This window comes from Lysinibacillus sp. 1 U-2021, assembly GCF_029916965.1.
Taxonomy (GTDB): domain Bacteria; phylum Bacillota; class Bacilli; order Bacillales_A; family Planococcaceae; genus Lysinibacillus; species Lysinibacillus capsici.
Genome location: NZ_CP123966.1, coordinates 1,720,581 through 1,741,649, shown reverse-complemented (window position 1 = coordinate 1,741,649; position 21,069 = coordinate 1,720,581). Strand labels below are relative to the sequence as shown.

The 21,069-nt window shown below is 37.0% G+C and carries 16 protein-coding genes; 7 read left to right on the top strand and 9 right to left on the bottom strand.

What is annotated here, in order from left to right; all coding sequences use genetic code 11:
- Positions 1 to 15: 15 nt before the first annotated feature.
- The 5 genes from priA to QH639_RS08850 form a co-directional block, all read right to left on the bottom strand.
- Positions 16 to 2,427, bottom strand: a complete 2,412-nt coding sequence (gene priA / locus QH639_RS08870; RefSeq protein WP_237899600.1) for a primosomal protein N' — start codon at positions 2,425 to 2,427, stop codon at positions 16 to 18.
- The gene (coaBC, locus tag QH639_RS08865; protein WP_131521598.1) at positions 2,424 to 3,428 is read right to left on the bottom strand and encodes a bifunctional phosphopantothenoylcysteine decarboxylase/phosphopantothenate--cysteine ligase CoaBC; all 1,005 of its coding nucleotides are present in this window, start codon (positions 3,426 to 3,428) and stop codon (positions 2,424 to 2,426) included. The genes priA and coaBC overlap by 4 nt, the downstream gene beginning before the upstream one ends.
- 134 nt (positions 3,429 to 3,562) lie before the next feature.
- On the bottom strand, positions 3,563 to 3,790 hold the full coding sequence (gene rpoZ / locus QH639_RS08860; RefSeq protein ID WP_004227380.1) for a DNA-directed RNA polymerase subunit omega: 228 nt from the start codon (positions 3,788 to 3,790) through the stop codon (positions 3,563 to 3,565).
- A gap of 4 nt (positions 3,791 to 3,794) precedes the next feature.
- The gene (gmk, locus tag QH639_RS08855) at positions 3,795 to 4,412 is read right to left on the bottom strand and encodes a guanylate kinase (protein WP_004227379.1); all 618 of its coding nucleotides are present in this window, start codon (positions 4,410 to 4,412) and stop codon (positions 3,795 to 3,797) included.
- Positions 4,413 to 4,455: 43 nt separating this feature from the next.
- Positions 4,456 to 5,331: a YicC/YloC family endoribonuclease gene (locus QH639_RS08850; protein WP_259419884.1), complete on the bottom strand. Its 876-nt coding sequence runs from the start codon at positions 5,329 to 5,331 to the stop codon at positions 4,456 to 4,458.
- Positions 5,332 to 5,593: 262 nt separating this feature from the next.
- Between QH639_RS08850 and QH639_RS08845 the strand changes: the two genes are divergently transcribed.
- The 7 genes from QH639_RS08845 to QH639_RS08815 all read left to right on the top strand — a co-directional run bounded on the left by QH639_RS08845 (position 5,594) and on the right by QH639_RS08815 (position 15,769).
- Positions 5,594 to 7,291 (top strand): Rqc2 family fibronectin-binding protein, encoded by a 1,698-nt coding sequence (locus QH639_RS08845; RefSeq protein WP_259419885.1) that lies wholly within the window; start codon positions 5,594 to 5,596, stop codon positions 7,289 to 7,291.
- 254 nt (positions 7,292 to 7,545) lie between these two features.
- The gene (locus tag QH639_RS08840) at positions 7,546 to 9,231 is read left to right on the top strand and encodes a methyl-accepting chemotaxis protein (protein WP_131521601.1); all 1,686 of its coding nucleotides are present in this window, start codon (positions 7,546 to 7,548) and stop codon (positions 9,229 to 9,231) included.
- A 909-nt stretch (positions 9,232 to 10,140) separates the two neighbouring features.
- Positions 10,141 to 11,799, top strand: a complete 1,659-nt coding sequence (locus QH639_RS08835) for a peptide ABC transporter substrate-binding protein (protein WP_237899592.1) — start codon at positions 10,141 to 10,143, stop codon at positions 11,797 to 11,799.
- A gap of 132 nt (positions 11,800 to 11,931) precedes the next feature.
- The gene (locus QH639_RS08830) at positions 11,932 to 12,861 is read left to right on the top strand and encodes an ABC transporter permease (protein WP_131521603.1); all 930 of its coding nucleotides are present in this window, start codon (positions 11,932 to 11,934) and stop codon (positions 12,859 to 12,861) included.
- Positions 12,861 to 13,781, top strand: a complete 921-nt coding sequence (locus QH639_RS08825; protein ID WP_131521604.1) for an ABC transporter permease — start codon at positions 12,861 to 12,863, stop codon at positions 13,779 to 13,781. Before QH639_RS08830 ends, QH639_RS08825 begins: the two co-directional genes overlap by 1 nt.
- Before the next feature lie 13 nt (positions 13,782 to 13,794).
- Entirely contained in the window at positions 13,795 to 14,850 is a 1,056-nt protein-coding gene (locus QH639_RS08820; RefSeq protein ID WP_281115959.1) for an ABC transporter ATP-binding protein, read from the top strand.
- Positions 14,843 to 15,769 carry an ABC transporter ATP-binding protein gene (locus QH639_RS08815; RefSeq protein WP_131521606.1) on the top strand — a complete coding sequence of 309 codons (927 nt, stop codon included), beginning with the start codon at positions 14,843 to 14,845 and terminating at the stop codon, positions 15,767 to 15,769. The genes QH639_RS08820 and QH639_RS08815 overlap by 8 nt, the downstream gene beginning before the upstream one ends.
- 549 nt (positions 15,770 to 16,318) lie before the next feature.
- Here QH639_RS08815 and opp4C read toward each other — a convergent pair.
- From opp4C to QH639_RS08795, 4 genes are all read right to left on the bottom strand, one after another.
- Positions 16,319 to 17,227 (bottom strand): oligopeptide ABC transporter permease, encoded by a 909-nt coding sequence (gene opp4C, locus QH639_RS08810; RefSeq protein WP_048395389.1) that lies wholly within the window; start codon positions 17,225 to 17,227, stop codon positions 16,319 to 16,321.
- Positions 17,228 to 17,239: 12 nt separating this feature from the next.
- Complete coding sequence (opp4B, locus tag QH639_RS08805; RefSeq protein ID WP_016994271.1) at positions 17,240 to 18,205, bottom strand: oligopeptide ABC transporter permease; 966 nt, start codon at positions 18,203 to 18,205, stop codon at positions 17,240 to 17,242.
- A gap of 82 nt (positions 18,206 to 18,287) precedes the next feature.
- Positions 18,288 to 20,021, bottom strand: a complete 1,734-nt coding sequence (gene opp4A / locus QH639_RS08800) for an oligopeptide ABC transporter substrate-binding protein (RefSeq protein WP_237899590.1) — start codon at positions 20,019 to 20,021, stop codon at positions 18,288 to 18,290.
- A gap of 54 nt (positions 20,022 to 20,075) precedes the next feature.
- Positions 20,076 to 21,065 carry an ABC transporter ATP-binding protein gene (locus QH639_RS08795; RefSeq protein ID WP_237899587.1) on the bottom strand — a complete coding sequence of 330 codons (990 nt, stop codon included), beginning with the start codon at positions 21,063 to 21,065 and terminating at the stop codon, positions 20,076 to 20,078.
- Positions 21,066 to 21,069: the final 4 nt, after the last annotated feature.

Below are 21,069 nucleotides of genomic sequence, written 5' to 3'. Positions count from 1 at the left end.
ATTCTTACACGCTAACTATATAGTAGACGGATCTAAATCTACCGTCATTAATATTCCTTGTTTAATCCACTCTGCTCTATACATAGCAAGTAAACGTTGTAACACGGGAATTAGATTTGGTTCAATTTTATATTTTATCAAACATTGATAACGATATCTATTTTGGAGACGAGCAATACTCGCAGTTGTTGGTCCTATTATTGCTACTTGATTCGATAAGTTTCCTCGTAACCAATCAGCCACTCGACCAGCATATTCAGCAGCCATCATGACATCTTCATGGGATAATTGAATAAGAGCTACAAAATAATAAGGTGGATAGTTGGATCTGCGACGTAAAAACATCTCACGTTCATAAAAAGGTTCATACTCTTGGGTTTTAGCTAATTCAATTGCGTAATGCTCAGGTGTATACGTTTGAATGATGACTTCCCCTAGCTTGTCATGTCTCCCAGCACGGCCACTTACCTGTGTTAATAGCTGAAATGTTCGCTCTGCTGCGCGGTAATCAGGTAAATGTAAGGATGTATCAGCACTAAGTACACCGACTAGTGTAATATTTGGAAAATCCAGACCCTTCGCGATCATTTGAGTACCCAGCAAAATATCTGCTTGCCCTGCCCCAAATGTCTCCAATATTTCTTCATGTGCCCCTTTATGCTTCGTAGTATCTACATCCATACGTAATACTCTTGCCTCAGGAAACAACTTGTACAGTTCCTCTTCCACCTTTTGTGTACCTGTACCAAAATAACGAATATGATCACTTTGACATTGCGGACATATTTGAGGAACATGTTCCTCGTAACCACAATAATGACATTTCAATTTTTCAGTTGTTCGATGATAGGTTAATGAAATATCACAATTTGGACATTGGACAACTGTTCCACAATCTCGACAGAGTACAAATGATGAATAGCCACGACGATTTAAAAACAGCACCATTTGCTCTTTTTTCTCAAGTCTTAAACGGATTGCTTCAATCAGTGATTGGGAAAACATCGAACGATTACCCTGTCTCAGCTCTTCACGCATATCTGCAATAAAAACAGTCGGCAAAGCCTGATGTAAAGCACGATGTTTTAAGGAGAGTAGCTTATATACTCCCTTTTTAGCTCTTGCAAATGATTCTAATGCTGGTGTTGCACTCCCTAAAATAATAGGACAGTTATAAAATTCGCTACGCCAGATGGCTACATCTCTTGCATGATAACGCGGTGAATCTTCTTGCTTATAAGTTGATTCATGTTCCTCATCCAATATAATAAGCCCTATATTCGTAAAGGGAGCAAAAATAGCTGAACGAGCTCCAACTACGACCTTCACTTTGCCTTGTTGGATTTTACGCCATTCATCATATTTCTCCCCTACAGATAATCCACTATGCATCACAGCAACCAGCTCACCAAAGCGACTGCGGAATCGTTCGGTCATTTGTGGAGTTAAAGAGATTTCAGGTACCAACATAATGGCTTCTTTTCCTTCTTCTAATACCTTTTGAATAGCCTGCAAATAAACCTCTGTTTTGCCACTCCCTGTTACACCATGTAATAAAAAGGTTTGCGCTATTTGCTGATCCATAGCTGTAGTAATAGCTTTGAGAGCAACCTGTTGCTCTCCCGTTAATTGTAAGGCTTGTGTACGTGAAACTTCCTTCGTAAATGGATCACGAAATACTTCCTCTTGAATAAATTGAGCAGCTCCCTTGTCAATTACTGCCTCTAATACTGATATAGAGACCCCTGCTTCATCACAAATTTGTTGAGGAGAAAAAACCTCTCCTAAGTGTTGGCACATCCATTGCAGTAATAGCCGTTGTTTAACTGCTCTGGATGACTGCTCTAAAGCATGTTCAATAAGTTGTTGGTCTGCTGTTATTTGAACCATTCGAATTTCTTTCACATTTCCCTGTTGCTTGACAACATTTTCGATTGTAACAATGTTTTCTGCAACCAAATGTTTTAATAGGGGTAGTAAACCTGCTCGTTCAAATTCTTTAAAATTTGCCCGTTGACGCTTGCCGAATATAGCCTGTACCTCTAGTGGCAATTGTTGACCTTGTTGTAGCTTAATCATTTTTTCATACTTGGCTCGAAGTGCAGATGGTAACATCACTTGTAAGGCATCTATTTCATAGCAAATCGTATCGTTCTTCAACCACTTCGCCATTCGCAACATCTCTTCTGTCAGGACTGGCTCCATATCTAAAATTTGATTGATTGCCTTTAGTTTATTTAACGGTACATCTGTTTCTTTCTTCAATCCAACAACAAAACCCAGGACATTTCGTGGACCAAATGGCACTTTAACACGACTTCCTAATTCGATAACACTAACCCATTCTACAGGTACTTGATAATCAAATGGACGGTCTACATGGTAAGTAGAGACATCTACAATGATCTCTGCTATCAAAAAGCTCATTGTTCCTCACCCTTTATAATATAAGACCATAATGTCTGAGCAAAAAGTTGTGGGTTCATTGTAGCTAAAAACTGTCCGTTAAGCTGCGCTTTTTCACTAAAATCAATCCAACTTTCAGAAAGTATGTTAAGCATTGGTGTTCCTTGCACTTTTTGTCCGAAAGTGATCGCTTTTATGCCTTCTACCGAAATGATCGGCGTTTCCTTTATAGTCGGCACATTTGCCGCATGGATTAATATTGCTTGAGGGTATTGGATTTTATAAGCTTCTAGTTGCTGTATAGCATCAAACAAATTAGAATTTTCTATTTCAATTACATGTGCGCCTAGCATTCTTGCTTCATGTGCTAAAGCTCGTCCTATGGCTCCATTTGCCTGTGGGCTAATTACATGCTGTTCATCCAATGGTACATGCAGGGCACCTGCTGTCACTATGACTGTTTTATCTGTCAGTTGTTTAGTTTTTCCCGAAAAAAAATCTTGAACAAGTGCAGTGATTTTTTCTGGCTCCTCTAGACGTCCCTTCCCGACATAGCCGCATGCTAAAAACCCTTCGGAAGGCTCAATAAATTTGTAGCCATCAGCTAATAGCCTATCCAAATTACGTTTTACCGCTGGATGGTCGTACATGTGTACATTCATGGCTGGTGCAATCCATACGGGTGCTGTCGTAGCAAGCAGGGTTGTTGTGATCATATCATCTGCTATACCATTGGCCATTTTTCCTATTATATTTGCTGTAGCAGGCGCTACTAAAATTAAATCAGCCCAGTCTGCTAAGTCTATATGAGCAATCACACTTGAATCTTTTTCATCAAACGTGTCAAAATAAACATCATTTTTGGACATCACTTGAAAACTTAATGGATTTACAAACTTTCTAGCAGAAGCTGTCATGATGACTTTTACATTGGCTCCTGCTTGTGATAGCTTGCTTACGAGTGCCACAGCCTTGTATACGGCAATCCCGCCTGAAACACAAAGTAAAATATTTTTATTCATGTTAGGTGTCGTCCTTTCAAACGATAAGCTCCCAAAGAAGGATTCCCTGGGAGCTTTCGGCATTCTGTATAATCAAAATCAACTGCTAACTAGACTAACATGCTTGTAAACATAGTAAAGCACTTTACATGATGTTAGATTTCGTCCTCATACACAGTTGACTCATCCTGTGATACTTTCGTAAGTACACCTGCCGCTACTTCTTCAAGTGCTTTCCCTACATATTTATGGGAAACATACTTGTGTAAGCGTTCTGTGTCTTGCTCTTCTTGCATTTGGCGAGCACGTTTAGAAGCAAGGCTCACTAATGAATATTTTGAATCGATTTCTTTTTTTAAAGCGTCTACTGATGGGTATAGCATTGTTTTATTCTCCTCTCAACATTGACAAATATCTTTTTTCAACACGTTCTCTACGACAATGCTCGGCTTTAATAATCGCATTTATACGATCACAGGCATTCGTCACTTCATCATTTTCCACAACATAATCATACAAGCTCATCATTTCAAGCTCTTCACTTGCAGTAGCGATTCGTTTGGCAATGATATCCTCTGTTTCTGTCCCACGTCCAACTAAACGATCTTTTAATTCCGTTAAACTTGGAGGGGCTAAGAAAATAAATAAGGCATCTGGTGCTTTTTTACGGATTTGTGCTGCACCCTGCACTTCGATTTCTAAAAATACATCACGACCTGCATCAAGTGTTTCATTTACATAAGCTAATGGTGTTCCATAATAGTTACCGACAAATTCAGCGTGCTCTAATAAGCCACCTTGTTCAATTAACACTTCAAATTCATGACGTGTCTTGAAAAAATAGTCTACACCATCTACTTCACCTTCGCGAGGATTTCGTGTTGTCATCGAGATGGAATACTCATAATTCGTATTCGGCTGAGAAAATAATTCTTTTCGCACTGTCCCTTTACCTACACCAGAGGGGCCAGACAGAACAATTAATAATCCACGTTCTTTTATCATTTATTCTCTATATCTCCCTTAATTTATAACAGATACGTGCAAGTTATTCGATGTTTTGCACTTGCTCACGCATCTTTTCTAAAATTGTTTTTGCCTGAACAACAGCAACCGCTGCTTCTGTAGATTGATTTTTTGAACCAATCGTATTAATCTCGCGATGTATTTCCTGCATTAAAAAGTCCAATTTACGCCCAACCGAAACCTTTTCAAGTAATGTTTCCTCCAGTTGATTGAAGTGACTATCTAATCTGTCTAACTCTTCGGAGATGTCTACTCGTTCCGCAAAAATTGCTACTTCCGCCAGTAAACGATCTTCTAGCAATGTGCCATTTGCAACTTCATTAATTCGCTCTATTAATCGTGTACGATATTTTTCAACAGCAAGTGAAGAACACAAACGAATCTGATTGACCTGCTCCATTAACTGTTCCTTATATTGTACAACAACCTCTTGTAATTCTTGCCCTTCACGCTCACGCATTTGAACGAGCTGTTCAATTGCTTGTGAAATCGCTTGTTCAACAGCACTGAGCAAATCCTCTGGTGTAAGCTGGGGTTTTTGCTGTACAAGTGCCTGCTCTAACGATAAAAGCTCTTGCATCGTCCATTTTTCTTCAAGTGGTACTTTACTTGCTAATTGCTCTTTTGCCTTACGATACGCTTCAATTAATGACCAATTAATCTCAATAGATTGCTCTACGTTCTCTAAGTCCTTCACATATACCATCACATCAATTTTGCCGCGTGACAAAGCTTGAGTAATTAGTTTCTTTGCAAAAATTTCAGCTTCAAGCCATTCTTTCGGAAATTTTGCATTAATTTCTAAAAAACGATGGTTGACCGAGCGCATTTCCACGGTTAATTGAAAGTCTCTAGTTGTTGTGACACCTCTGCCAAAACCAGTCATACTACGCACCAAGGTTCGTCACACCTTTCTTTGCATACTGGGATTATTATAACATAAGCTTTGTCGATTATGACGACTCTCCAAAAAAATTTGGATAAAGTAAAAGCTAATTCTACCACAATTGAAGCTATATTTTAATATTCACCTAAAAAATGCTATGATAAACATACCAAAAGAGTATTTGCGGAAGCTTAAAAATAGTAAATGCAGATACATTAAGAAAAAAAATACGAAAGTACCAAGATGCTTGATATCGTTGGAAAGAGGAATTCATATGGCATTTGATGGCTTATTTACTTATTCAATAACTGCCGACCTACAACAGCTAGTCACTGGTCGGATTACCAAAATACATCAACCTAATGCACAAGAAGTTATTTTACATGTGCGAGCGAACGGAAAGAATCATAAATTACTGTTTTCCATCCACTCTTCTTATGCACGTGTACACCTTACTGAACATGTGATTGAAAATCCAGCAGAGCCGCCAATGTTTTGTATGCTTTTGCGTAAGCATATAGAGGGTGGTTTTATTGCTTCTATAAAACAGCGTGATTTTGATCGCATTATAATAGTAGAAATTGAAAGTAAAAATGAAATTGGAGATCCAATTGTAAGAGAAATACATGCTGAAATTATGGGTAGACATAGTAATCTACTGTTGATTGATCAAGAGCAGGGAAAAATTATTGACAGCCTAAAACATCTACCGCCTTCAGTCAATAGCTTCCGTACTGTACTACCAGGGCAACCGTATATTGCGCCACCCCCACAAAACAAATGGAATCCTTTAACAGTGACAGATGAAGAACTAACAGCATTTTTTGCTGAAGGAAAAACCTCTAAAGAGCTAGTGCAACAATTAGCTGGTTTTTCACCTCTTCACGCGGAAGAATTATTGTATCGAATGAAGACGACTTCAAATATGCTAGCATGTTTCAAGGATTTTATGACCGCCTTTGCGAACGGTGGAATAAAGCCTATGTACGTACTCTTTAATCAGAAAGTATACTTTTCCCCTATCGAATTAACGCACTTGCATGATGGGGATATAACAATCTATCCTAATGTCCATGCGCTTCTTGATCGTGTATTCTTTGCACGTGCAGAGCGAGATCGTGTAAAACAACAAGCAGGCGATTTAGAGCGCTGGCTACAAAATGAGATTGATAAACTAGCTTTAAAAACAAAAAAATTAACAAAGGATTATGAACGTGCCTCCAAGCTCGATCAATTCCAACTATATGGTGAGCTATTAATGGCTAACATCTATGCCTTTGAAAAAGGAGTTAAGGAAGTTACTGTTACAAATTACTATAGTGAAACTGGCGAAGAAATAACGATTCCAGTAAGCGAACGTAAAACACCGATTGAAAATGCCCAAAGCTATTATACAAAATATACAAAGGCAAAAAATGCTTTAGTCATGGTTCAAGAGCAGCTAGAAAAAACAACTGATGAAATTTCTTACTTCGAAATGCTAGCTCAGCAAGTTCAGCAGGCTTCCCCTGGAGATATTGAGGAAATTCGTGAAGAGCTAGCAGAGCAAGGTTACTTAAAACTACGTCATGCGAAGAAAAAGAAAAAACAAGCAAAACCTGAACCAGAACGCTATGTTTCTTCTACAGGTGTAACAATCTCTGTTGGGAAAAACAATAAACAAAATGACATGTTGACATTTAAACTAGCAAAACGAACTGATATTTGGTTACACACAAAAGATATTCCTGGATCTCATGTTGTCATTCATTCAAGTGAACCAGATGAAACGACATTGCGAGAAGCTGCCACATTAGCCGCCTATTTTTCTAAGGCCAGAGAATCCTCTTCTGTCCCTGTAGACTATACCGAAATACGACAGGTCAAAAAACCAAATGGTGCTAAACCTGGTTTCGTCATCTATTTTGAACAAAAGACACTGTATATTGACCCTGATGAGGCAGTCATTTTACAGTTAAAGAAACAGTCATAAAGGAAGAAACCGATACAAATTGTATCGGTTTCTTCTTTTTTATAACGCGTACACGTAATCAGTACTATAAAACGATGAAAACAACCTTCTTTTGATTGATTTTTACAGACAATCTTCCTTATTATAATAACAATATAAAAGCACATGAATAATCTGCACTGTTTCCTTCAACGAATATTGACTTCTACTACTGAGAAACGCTAAATTAAAGTATAAAAAATTTTATAGAGCATTTAAGGAAAGGGCGTATCTATATGTCTGTAGGTAAAAAATTAAGCTTTGGTTTCTTTGCAATTATTCTCACATTAATCATTTCTTTGTTCATTATGTTCCTGTTATTTTCAAACATTGAAAAAAAGATTGAAAATGCATTAGAAGGACATGTTGCCCTTGTAGAATTAGCAGATGATATTCAATACGAAATGGCTATGCAAGGTCTTTTCATTCGTGCCATCATCATCGAAGACAAACCTGCTAACAAAGAGAGTTTCTCAAAATATGCAAGTATGCTCGACACACATGTAGAAGAAATCATTGAAAAATCGAATTCAGCCGAAATGGAAACATATGCACAGGAATTAAAAGTTTATAATGATACTTTTAACAAGGCAGCAACCGAAGCAATAGCTCTATTTGAAGCTGGTAATCTAGAAGGTGCTTTGCAGAAGGTAAATGGTGAAGTACAACAAGCTAATAAAGGTATACAAGATGTATCCGATAAAATTGGAACCTATCAAAAGGAACAACTAGATATTGTGACAAAAGAATCTAAACAGGCTGTGTTTAATTCCCAACTTATTTCCATTATCGCAATCATTATTGGTATCGCTCTAGGTATTTTCCTTATTTTCTATATACAACGAACAATCTCACGCCCTTTAAAATCTGTCGTTCTGGCAGCAAACCATGTAGCTAATGGTGAATTAATTCATCCAGATATTACCCATCAATCAAAAGATGAAATTGGTCAGCTTTCAGCATCTTTTAATGCCATGAAGGGTAATCTGAAAAATTTATTAACGCATATACAGGACAATGCGGAGCATTTAACAGCTTCAGTAGAGGAACTTTCTGCCTCAACTGAAGAAATTACTGCCACTGCTGATGAAATTACAATACGGATTAATGATACAGCTGATGCTGCAGTGACAGCTACAGTTGCAGCTAACGAAAGCGCACACGCAATGGATGAAACGGCTGTAGGTGTTCAACGAATAGCTGAGGCAACTCAACAACTACATCAAAACGCTATAACAACTTCTGAATTAGCAACAAATGGAAACGAGACGGTAGAAGAAGCTCAGCAACAAATGAACGTCATCCATGAATCAACACAAACGATTAATAATCTTGTTCAAAAATTGAGTAAGCAGTCAGATGAAATTAGTCAGATCACAGCAGTTATTACAGCCATTACCGATCAAACAAATTTATTGGCACTCAATGCAGCCATTGAAGCGGCTAGAGCTGGAGAGCATGGCAAAGGATTTGCGGTAGTAGCAGATGAGGTTCGTAAGTTAGCTGAGGAATCAAAACAATCCGCCAACCAAATCGTTGCCTTAACCCTAGATATTCAACAGGATACACATAATGTAGAAAAAGCTGTCTTTGATGGACTTCATTCTGTCACAGAGGGCGTTAAAATCATTGGACATGCAGGACAAGCCTTTGAAGGAATTGTGAAAGCAATTAATACGATGACAGATCAGATAGAAGATATATCAGCTACCTCTGAAGAAATTTCAGCTAGCGCTGAACAGGTTGCAGCATCCGTTGCAGAAATCGCCCATGGTGCTTCAACGAGCGCGGATAATACAAAAATTGTAGCTTCAGCAACAAGAGAACAATCTATAACAGTACAACAAGTAAACCAAGTTGCCGCAGATCTAAGTGAAAAGTCCTTAGATTTACAGAATCAAATCAATCAATTTAAACTTTAAATAGAAAACAGTGCATTTTATAGTTGGGATGCACTGTTTTTTTATATTTTTTTCATAGTACACCACTTAAAATGCGGAAGAATATCCTTTTGAATAGCTATTGTTAACGTTTTCATTCGATGAATAAACTGATTTTTAGTAATTATTTGCATTATCAATCCTCTTCAGTAAGACAAATGACATCCTCAAAAAAACAATACGATTTAAACGGTTCTCTGAGAAAGAATATAAGGCTAAATGAAGCATTTCTTTTCTTTTTTGACTGATGAATAAAACAGTAACCAACTGCATATATGCATGTATATACAACTAGCTCTAAAATTATTTCAAAAAAACTTAATCTCGTAAACTAGCTTGTCACTAAATCCAATTTTTTCTTAGTATGGGTACCTTTTTTCATACAAATGCTCATTTTTTTCTTTTCCTTCCCCACAAATGGATAATCCTAGAAAAATACAAAACAAGTTTCTTATATATCATTAATAGATAAAAATATTCATGTTTTGCGATAATAAATTACAAGAAATTGCCTGTAAAAGAATCTAATTCACTGAGTTTTACATAGATTTTCTACAAATCTATACAAATTCCTCAAGGTATTACATCCATGACTTTTGATTCATTTTTCAAATATCGATAATATTATCAAAAAAATAGGAATTTTCCGTATAGTAAATCATTTTTTTATTTTTACTTTATTTTTGATATTCAGAATAAGTAAATATCAAATTTTTAATATATATACACTTCGCCTCTTTAGCGTGATAAATCGGAAAAATTTATTATTCTCCTAAATGTCAGATAATACTATATAAATTCGAATCTTTTTTATTTTGTACACAATGATTTTTTTGGTATATTAAATAGGAGCTTCACAAAAGGCTTAAAAATTGTATAAGGGGGATTCACATGAATAAAAACAAAAAGTTTTTATTACTAACAGTCCTTGCAGTATTTTCTTTAGTACTTGCTGCATGTGGCTTCGGTGGAGATTCGTCTGACAAATCAAAAGACGATGAAAAAGATTCAGGTTCTTCTGAAACAACTTCAGGCGGCGAATTAAATGTAGCTGTAGCTTCTGAGCCACCATCACTTCATCCTGCATTAGCAACAGATACAACTTCTGGTGTTATTCTTACAAATACTTTTGAAGGATTAACAACACTTGATGCAGACGCTCGTCCAGTTGCTGCTGCTGCTGAAAGCTGGGAAGTTAGTGAAGATTTAAAAACATACACGTTCAAATTACGTGATGCTAAATGGTCAAACGGAGATCCAGTAGTAGCTGGTGACTTCGAATACGCTTGGAAATGGGCATTAAACCCAGACAATCTTTCTGAATATGCTTCAATCCTTTACCCAATTAAAGGTGCTACAGCATATAACAACGGTGAAGGTTCTGCTGATGATGTAGGCGTTAAAGCTCAAGATGAAAAAACATTAGTAGTAACTTTAGAAAATCCAACACCTTACTTCTTAGAATTAACAGCATTCAAAACATATGCACCATTAAACCAAAAAGTAGTTGAAGGTAATGATGAGTGGTACACAGATGCTGGTGAAAACTTTGTTACAAACGGTCCTTTCACATTAGCTGAATGGAGACACAATGATACAATCGTATTAAAGAAAAACCCAGAATACTGGGATGCTGATAAAGTTTCTTTAGAGACTGTTAATATCGGTATGGTTGAATCTGAAACAACTGTAGCTACAAGCTTCAAAGCTGGAGAACTTGATTATGTAGGGGCACCTTTCCAATCTGTGGCACTTGACTCAATCGATGGATTCAAAGCAGATGGGAAATTACGTATTGAAGACCAAGCTTCTGTTTATTGGTACAAGCTAAATACAAAAGATAAAATCACTGGAAATGCTAACATCCGTAAAGCGTTAGCATTAGCAGTTGACCGTCAAACTTTAATTGATAATGTTACTAAAGGTGAGCAAAAACCTGCATTAGGTATGGTTCCTATCGCAGTTCATGGCTTTGAAGAAGACCGTGGTTACTACAAAGATAATGATATCGAAGGTGCTAAAGCAGCACTTGAAGCTGGTATGAAAGAACTTGGAATTACAAACCCAGCAGATATTAAAATTAACCTTTCTTACAACACAAGTGAAGCACACGCTGCTATCGCACAATTCGTTCAAGAGGGCTGGACTAAAAACCTTGGTATCACTGTAAGTCTTGATAACTCTGAATGGCAAGTATATTTAGAAAAACTTAACCAATTAGATTACCAAGTTGGCCGTATGGGCTGGGTTGGTGACTACAACGATGCTTATACTTTCTTAGAAATGTATGACACTGCTGCAAACGGTAACAATGATACAGGTTGGGAAAATGCAGAATACAAAAAATTATTAGATCAATCTAATACAGAAGCAGATCCAGCCAAGCGTCTTGAGCTTTTAAAACAAGCTGAAGCAATTGCTGTTTCTGAGTTCCCAGTTGTTCCAATCTACTACTACACGAACCTTTCTGTAGTACAAGATTATGTGAAAGATATGAAGGCAGACATCCTTGGTAACATCTCTCTTAAAGAGGTTAAAGTAGAGAAATAATCAACAACCTTTCGCTTATTTAGCTCTACAGCGAAGAGCTGCCTCGTAGCCACTTCGGCACGAGTCAGCTCTTTTTAAAATACGAAGGCATATATTTGTCTGAAAATTGACAAATAGAAGGAGGAGTTTTATGTGATTAAATATATTTTGAAAAGGCTGATGTATATACTTCTCGCGCTTTTCGTCATCGTAACGGTTACGTTTTTCTTAATGCGTCTCGCTCCTGGTAGTCCTTTTGCGAGTGAACGTAATTTCCCACCTCAAATTGAGGAGAAGTTAAACGAAACGTATGGATTAAATAACCCTTGGTATATACAATATAAAGATTATTTAATCGATACGGCCACATTCAATTTCGGTGAGTCAATGAAATATAAAGCGCGTTCTACAAATGATATGATTTCTGAAAGTTTCCCTGTTTCATTAACATTAGGGATTGAAGCTATGCTATTAGCAGTTGGATTCGGTGTATTAATTGGCGTAGTTTCCGCGCTATATCATAATAGGTTCCCGGATTATTTGGCAACGTCCTTTGCGGTGCTCGGTATATCAGTACCTTCATTTATCTTAGCAGGTTTAATGCAGTATTTCCTAGCCTTCAAGCTAGGCTGGTTCCCGATTAGTGGCTGGAAGGGCTTCGTCTATAGTATATTGCCAGCTCTTGCAATCGCTTTCTCTCACATGGGCTTTATTGCAAAATTAACACGTTCTAGTATGCTTGAACAAAACAATAGTGATTATGTAAAAATGGCTCGTGCGAAAGGTATTGGAAAATGGACAATCGTATTCCGTCATACATTACGAAATGCCCTTCTACCAGTCGTAACATACCTTGGTCCATTAACAGCTGGTGTTGTAACAGGTAGTTTCATTGTTGAACAAATCTTCGCTATTCCTGGACTTGGTAAACACTTCGTTCAAAGTATTACAAACCGTGACTATACAGTCATTATGGGTACGACGGTGTTCTATTCCATCATCCTTTTATTTGCGGTATTAATCGTTGATATTCTATATAGCGTGATTGACCCGCGTATTAAACTGAAAGGAGCGAAAAAATAATGACACAGCAACAAATTGAAAAAGATAAATTTAAAATTGTTGGTGGCAATCATGAAGCAACGGATAAGTTAGCTGACAAATCAGTCTCCTTTTGGAAAGAAGTATTTCTCCGTTTCTCTCATAATAAATTAGCCATCATTGGGGTAATCATTTTAATCATTGTTATTTTAATGGCTACATTCGTACCAATGTTTTCTCAGTATAAATCAAGTGATCAACTGGGTGTTTTCAATGCACCACCATCTGCACAATTTTGGTTCGGGACGGATGACCTTGGTCGTGATATTTTCGTTCGTATTTGGGAAGGTGCTCGTATTTCCCTATTTATCGGAATTGCTGCAGCGATTATTGACTTAATTATCGGTGTTATTTGGGGAAGTATTTCAGGCTTAGCAGGTGGTCGCGTTGATAACATCATGATGCGTATTGCTGACGTTTTAACAGCAGTACCTTACCTTTTAGTAGTAATCGTACTTTTAGTTGTTATGCAACCTGGTTTAATTCCTATGATTATTGCCCTGTCCATCACTGGATGGATTAACATGGCTCGTATCGTTCGTGGTGAAGTATTATCTATTAAAAATCAAGAGTATGTTCTTGCTGCTCGTACATTAGGTGCTAGTACAGGCCATTTAATTATCAAACACTTGGTACCGAATGCCCTTGGTGCAATCTTAGTAACGATGACGCTAACAATTCCATCTGCTATTTTCACCGAATCATTCCTAAGCTACCTTGGTCTTGGGGTGCCTGCTCCAACAGCTTCTTGGGGGACAATGGCCTCTGATGGTAATAAAGCCATTGCGAATGCCCCATGGCGCTTGATTTTCCCTGCGGTATTTATTTCACTAACAATCTTTGCGTTTAACGCAGTTGGTGACGGCTTACGTGACGCTCTAGATCCAAAACTACGTAAATAAGGAGGTGGCCAAAATGAGTAAAACAGTTCTAGAAGTAAAAGATTTAAGAATTAACTTTAAAACTTATGCAGGGCTTGTCCATGCTGTGCGTGGTGTTAACTTTGATTTAAAGGAGGGTGAAACACTCGCTATAGTAGGTGAATCAGGCTCTGGTAAAAGTGTTACGAGTAATGCATTAATGAAACTAATTCCACAGCCACCTGGTATTTATGAGTCAGGACAAATTTTATTTAATGGTCGTGATTTAGTTCCATTAACTGATAAAGAAATGTCTAAAGTACGCGGAAATGAAATTGCAATGATTTTCCAAGATCCTATGACAAGTTTGAACCCAACAATGAAGATCGGACGTCAAATAACTGAAGTAATTTTGCAACACAAAAAAGTTTCTAAAAATGAAGCGAAAAAACGTGCGATTGAGCTTTTAACACAGGTAGGTATCCCCTTCCCTGAAAAACGCTATAACCAATACCCACATGAATTTTCAGGTGGTATGCGTCAACGTGTTGTTATTGCCATTGCCCTTGCAGCTGATCCTAAGCTATTAATTGCAGATGAGCCAACAACAGCTCTAGACGTAACCATTCAAGCGCAAATTTTAGAATTAATGAAAGAAATTCAGAAAAACTCGAAAACATCTATCATTTTCATTACACACGATTTAGGTGTAGTGGCGAATATCGCTGACCGTGTAGCAGTAATGTACGCTGGACAAATCGTTGAATATGGTACTGTAAATGATATTTTCTATAATCCAAAGCATCCTTACACATGGGGTCTACTTGGTTCAATGCCAGATTTAGATAATGATACTGATGAGCTATTACGTACCATTCCAGGCTCACCACCAGATCTTACAAATCCACCTAAGGGTGATGCATTTGCAGCTCGTAACGAGTATGCTATGGCGATTGATTATGAACAAGAGCCACCAATGTTCCAAGTAAGCGAAACACATTTTGCAAAGACTTGGTTGTTGCATCCTGATGCACCAAAGATTCCTCTTCCAGATGCGGTTGCTAAACGTATTGAAGGGTATTTAGCAAAGGAGGCACAAGAAAATGACTAAAACTGGTGCGAAAAAAATTCTTGAAATCAAAAATTTACAGCAGCATTTTGGTTCGCCAAGTAATCCTATTAAAGCTGTAGATGGTATCAGCTTTGATGTTTACGAAGGTGAAACACTTGGTCTTGTGGGTGAATCAGGTTGTGGTAAGTCAACAACTGGTCGTTCAATTATTCGTTTATATGATATTACAGGTGGCGAGATTGTTTTCGATGGTGAAAATGTCCATGGAAAAAAATCTAAAAATGAGTTAAAGAAATTTAACCGTCAAATGCAAATGATTTTCCAAGATCCTTATGCTTCTTTAAACCCTCGTATGACAGCTGGTGAGATCATTGGAGAAGCCTTTGATATTCATGGCCTTTACAAGGATAAAAAAGAACGTCGTGCAAAAATCCAAGAGTTACTTGAAGCTGTTGGTTTAAACAAAGAGCACGCGAATCGTTACGCGCACGAATTCTCTGGTGGTCAACGTCAACGTATAGGAATTGCACGTGCATTAAGCCTAGACCCGAAATTCATCATTGCCGATGAGCCAATTTCTGCTCTGGACGTATCGATCCAAGCACAAGTTGTAAACTTACTAAAAGAATTACAAAAAGAACGTGGCTTAACATATCTTTTCATTGCCCATGACTTATCTATGGTAAAATACATCAGTGACCGTATTGCTGTAATGTACCGTGGTAAAATCATGGAAATCGGTAAAGCAGATGATATTTACAATCACCCTGTTCATCCGTATACAAAATCTTTATTATCAGCTATCCCACTTCCTGATCCAATGTCAGAGAAGCGCCGTCAACGTATTCAGTACAAGCATACAGAGGTTGACGAAAGTGCAACCTACCATGAAGTAGGTGACCAGCATTATGTTTATGGTACTGCTGATCTAGTAAAAACTTGGGTTGGTAATCGCTAAAAGCTATAACTCCTATCGACAGTACAAAAACTGTGATGGGAGTTTTTTTATTTACTTCTTTGTTACCCAATATCCCCGTCAATGAAACCTAAATAAACTTACAACCTTTTAGTAGACTCTAATTCCCTTCACTCTTTTATTTTACACAAAATAAATAGTTAATAAATACCATTTTTGTAAAATTAGTTTAAATAATTTCCCGAATATATTATGATAGAGTTAACACGAATAAAGGGGTGTAGTCCAATGAAAAAAAGTATGAAACTTCTTCTTGCTACATGTTGTTTTACAATCGTATTAATTAGTGTTGGTTCTACCACAGCATCTGCCTATCCTGGTCCATGCCACAGTCCAAAGCCTTGTGTGATTAGACCATAATAGTTGCTCTCAAAACATTATTTCCAGGTCTCTATGGTCTCTGTAAGGACAATCAATATTACTATGTATTAAACTATTATCCTTTATAAAATTCGGCACCTTTAAATGTGATTACTTTTACATTTAAAGGTGCCCTATTTTCTTGTCACTTATTTAATATCCATTTTTTGATTACCTTCTGGATTTTGGATTTAATGCATCCTTTAAGCCTTCCCCGATAAAATTAATGGACAAAATTACTAGCGTAATAGCTGTTGCAGGAGGCACCCACATCCAAAGCTTCTCCTTTAATACCTCTGAGTTTCTAGCTTCGGACAGCATATTCCCCCAACTTGGCGTATCTGCTGGTACGCCTAACCCTAAAAAGCTTAAACCAGATTCAGCGACGATTGTTACAGCCATCAGCAATGTTGCTTGTACAATAATCGTCGAAGCAACATTAGGTAGTAAATGCTTCATAATAATCTTTGATGATTTACATCCTATTGATTGAGCTGCTAATATATACTCATTTTCCTTTTCAGCAAGCACTCTACTTCGTACAATCCTTGCAACTGATCCCCACATTAATAGTGAGATAACAAAAATCAAAGTCCATAGACCAGATACTTTTCCAATTAGAATTTGATTTAAAACAATTACAAAAATCATAAATGGAAACATTAAGATAAAATCTGTAAATCTCATGAGTATTTGATCTATTTTTCCACCAAAGTACCCTGAAATAGCGCCGACTGTAGTTCCAATTAAAACAATAAAGAACATACAGCTTAATCCTACTGTTAAGGAGGATCGACCAGCATAGAGCATTCTTGTAAACACATCTCGTCCATTTGTATCTGTTCCTAACCAATTTTCACTAGATGGTGGTTTACTTATTTGGGTAAAATCAACCCGGACAATATCTTTAGTTGTAATATATGGTGCTAGAAACGATAAGATAATAACGATCAGTAGAAATATAAGGCTAATCAAGGCTAGTTTATTTTTAAAGAACTTTCGTCTCGCAATTACCCATGGCGAGGGGCTTTTCTTTGGCGATTTTGGCGTTAAAACTTCTTGATCCGTTACCAATGTCATATTTCCCCCTCCTTAATCCAATCTAATACGTGGATCTACTACACCATATAATAAATCCGCTATTAAATTTCCAAAAAGTGTTAAAAACGAAAGTAACATTGTGATCGACATCATGACTGCATAATCCCTTCTTCCAACTGATTCAAGGAAGAGAGCACCTATTCCAGGATACGTAAAGATCGTTTCTGTTATTACTGCACCGCTAATTAATGTTGCGATATCAAACCCAAGGAACGTAATAAGAGGAATAATAGAATTTCGTAAAATATGTTTGTTATAAATTTTCGATTCTTTTGTTCCCTTTGCTCTCGCAGTTCTTACAAAATCTTTTCTACTATTTTCAATAATGTCATTCCGCAAAAATTGTGTATAGGATGCTGTTCCCATCAATCCTAATATAAGCGCAGGTAGTAAAACATGGTGGAATCTACTTATATAGTAGTCCAAATTTCCAGGCTCTAGCCCTACACCAACAGATCCGTTAAATGGGAACCAACCTAACTTGAACGAGAAAAAGTAAATGGCTACAATTCCCGCAACAAATGACGGAATGGCTAAAGCTAGATAATTATACGTTGCAATCAAATTATCCCCAAGTGTATAGGGTTTTCTACCAGCATACATGCCCATGATAAATGCAAATATGTAGGTAAAAATTAACGATGTTAAAGCTAAAAATATGGTATTAGGTATACGCTGCGCAATAATTTCTACTGCTGGTTTCTTATAAACAGTTGATTTACCAAAATCCCCTTGCATAAAATTAACAATCCATCTACCGTATTGCTGGATAATAGGATCGTTATAGCCTAATTTTTCTCTCATTTCTTCGATATATTGTGGATTCGTATTAGAAGGATCAATTTCACCAGCAAATGCATCTCCTGGCATCATTTTCGCTAAAAAGAATACCACCAACGAAATAAGGAGTAACAATGGGATCATGCCAAGTAGTCGTCGAAGTGTATATTGAAGCATGTAACGTCTCCTTATCTATAAATTTACTAACTAAGTCCTCTTTTCAAGGACTTAGTTAGCAAGAATTAAAGTACAAATTAGCTTATTCTTTAATATGCCATTTATAAACATCCGTTTGGAAGCCAACAGCGTTGACATGAACACCTTGTAAACGGTTATTAATACCATATAAATCTAAGTTTTCCCATAAAGGAAGTGCAGGTAATTCTTCGTTGAAGTATTTTTGCCATTCAACATATGTTGCCATACGTTTGTCTTTGTCAAATGCTTCTTCACTTAAGCCTTTATCCAATAATTCTTGGTTTTTAGGATCTACCCAACGACCATAGTTCCACTCAGCGTCATTACCCCATAATCCTGATGGATCTGGATCAGCACCTGTACTCCACGCACCGAAGAATGCCTCTAAAGCTGCATCATCATTATCTTTCATATCATTATATAAGTTAAACTCAATTAAACTACCTGTCGCTAATTCTGTTTTCACACCAATATCATTCCAAGATTGAACAATTGCTTGTGCACGTCCTTCAAATGCTGCTGAACCTGCATAGTGACCAAATGAAATTTTAAATGGTTGTCCCTTTGGATCTTCTACGAAACCATCACCATCTTTATCTACATAACCTGCAGATGCTAATAGCTCTTTTGCTTTTTCTGGGTTGAATTCATATTGGTTTAGTTCTGACTCTGGTGCAGCAGTCCAGAAAGTAGTTGGAATCACAGTGTTGGCAACTGTTGCTTTTCCTTCTAAGAAAGCATCGATCATTGCTGGACGGTTAATTGCATATAATAATGCTTGACGTAATTCTTTTGCATTAAATTTATCAAAATCTGCCACATTTTTTAATGTAGCTTTATCACGATGACCAAAACGAAGTCCGATGTATGAATAGCCCACACCATTAGTTTCTTCAATACGTACATTGCCTAATGCTTCTAATTCTTTTACGGATTGTGGTCTAATATCCATAATGTCAATTTCTCCATTTTGGAATGCACCAGTTGCTAATGATGGGTCAATTACTTTTACAATAACACCATCAAGCTGTGGTTTGCCCTTCCAGTAATCATCAAAACGCTCTAATTCAGAATATTCTCCATCTACAACTTTTTTCACCTTAAATGGCCCTAAGCCAACAGGATTTTCACGAACTTGCTTTGACTCCTCTAAATCCTTAACAGCAATACCTTCATAATGTTTCTTCGGCATTGGATTTGACCATAGATTTTCTAAATTATTAATTTTCACTTGTTCAAAAGTGATTTTTACAGTGTATGGATCTACTACTTCAATACCTTCGATTTTGTCAGCCTTACCTTCTTTTTTAGCTTTGGCACCTTTAATTCCCTCAACATAATTGTAGCGAGGTCCAGCATAATCAGGATGCGCAAGAGTTTCTAAAGCAAAAACCCAGTCATCAGCTGTTAATTCCTCACCATTATGCCATTTTACACCCTTCTGGAATGTAAACGTATACGTTAATTTATCCTCACTAATTTCCCATGAAGCTAAGTTTGGAACATATTCTAAGTCATCATTTACATCATAAATACCTTCCATTGTGAAATTTTGAATATAGCTGTCTACAATACTACCTGAATAAGCAGGATCATATACGCCTTCAGGTGCAACATCTGTACCATATGTTACGATGCCACCCTCTGTAGAAGGTTCATCTGTTGTTGTCGTTGTATCCCCGCTTGTATCCTTTTCATTTTCCTTCTCTGTTTTTGATGAGTCATTATTACATGCAGCTAAAAATAATGCCATAACTAGCAATAGCATAAATGACCATAATGCTGATTTTTTCATTTTTTTCCCCCCGTAATTTTATTTTTGTCAATAACTATTTTCCGTTTTTAGTTTTTAATATAAATGACAAGCAACACTATGCCCCGACTTCACCTCCTTTAAAGCTGGCTTAGATAATGAACATTCTGCCATTGCCTTTGGACATCTTGGATGGAATGGACAGCCTGACGGTGGATTAGCAGGACTCGGTATATCTCCCTCTAAAACAATACGACTATTTTTCTTTCTCGGATCTGGCACAGGTATTGCAGAGATCAATGCTTGTGTATAAGGATGTAATGGCTCATCGTAAATATGTTCCTTATCAGCTATTTCTACAATATTTCCTAGATACATCACGCCAATTCGATCGCTCATATGCTTGACCACACTTAAATCATGTGCGATAAACAGGAATGTTAAATCAAACTCATCCTGAAGTTCTTTTAATAGATTAAGAACTTGTGATTGTACTGATACATCTAAGGCTGAAACAGGCTCGTCTGCAATAATAAGCTTTGGTCTAAGTGCAAGTGCCCGAGCAATACCAATACGCTGGCGCTGACCACCTGAGAACTCATGAGCATATTTATAATAGGCATCTTCAGGTAAGCCGACTTTTCTTAATAGCTCCATTACCTCGCCTTTTAATGATTTCAATGATTTGTTACTGAAATTCATAATTGGCTCTGCAACAATGCTTCCTACCATTTGCATAGGATTTAAAGATGCGTATGGATCCTGAAATACCATTTGAATATCTTTTCGTATATCTCTTAAAGATTTCCCTCTCAAGTTTGTAATATCTTTACCATCAAAGATAATTTTTCCATCCGTCGAGTCTAATAATCTTAAAATTGTCCGTCCAGTTGTCGATTTTCCGCAACCCGATTCTCCAACTAACCCTAATGTCTCGCCATTTTTAATAGAAAAAGAAATGTTATCCACTGCTTTTACATGACCAACAGTATGCCTTAAGAAGCCACCTTTGATTGGGTAATATGTTTTCAAATCAATTATTTCTAATAAGTTATCCTTTTTTTGTTTTACGCTTGTTTCATTCATGCTG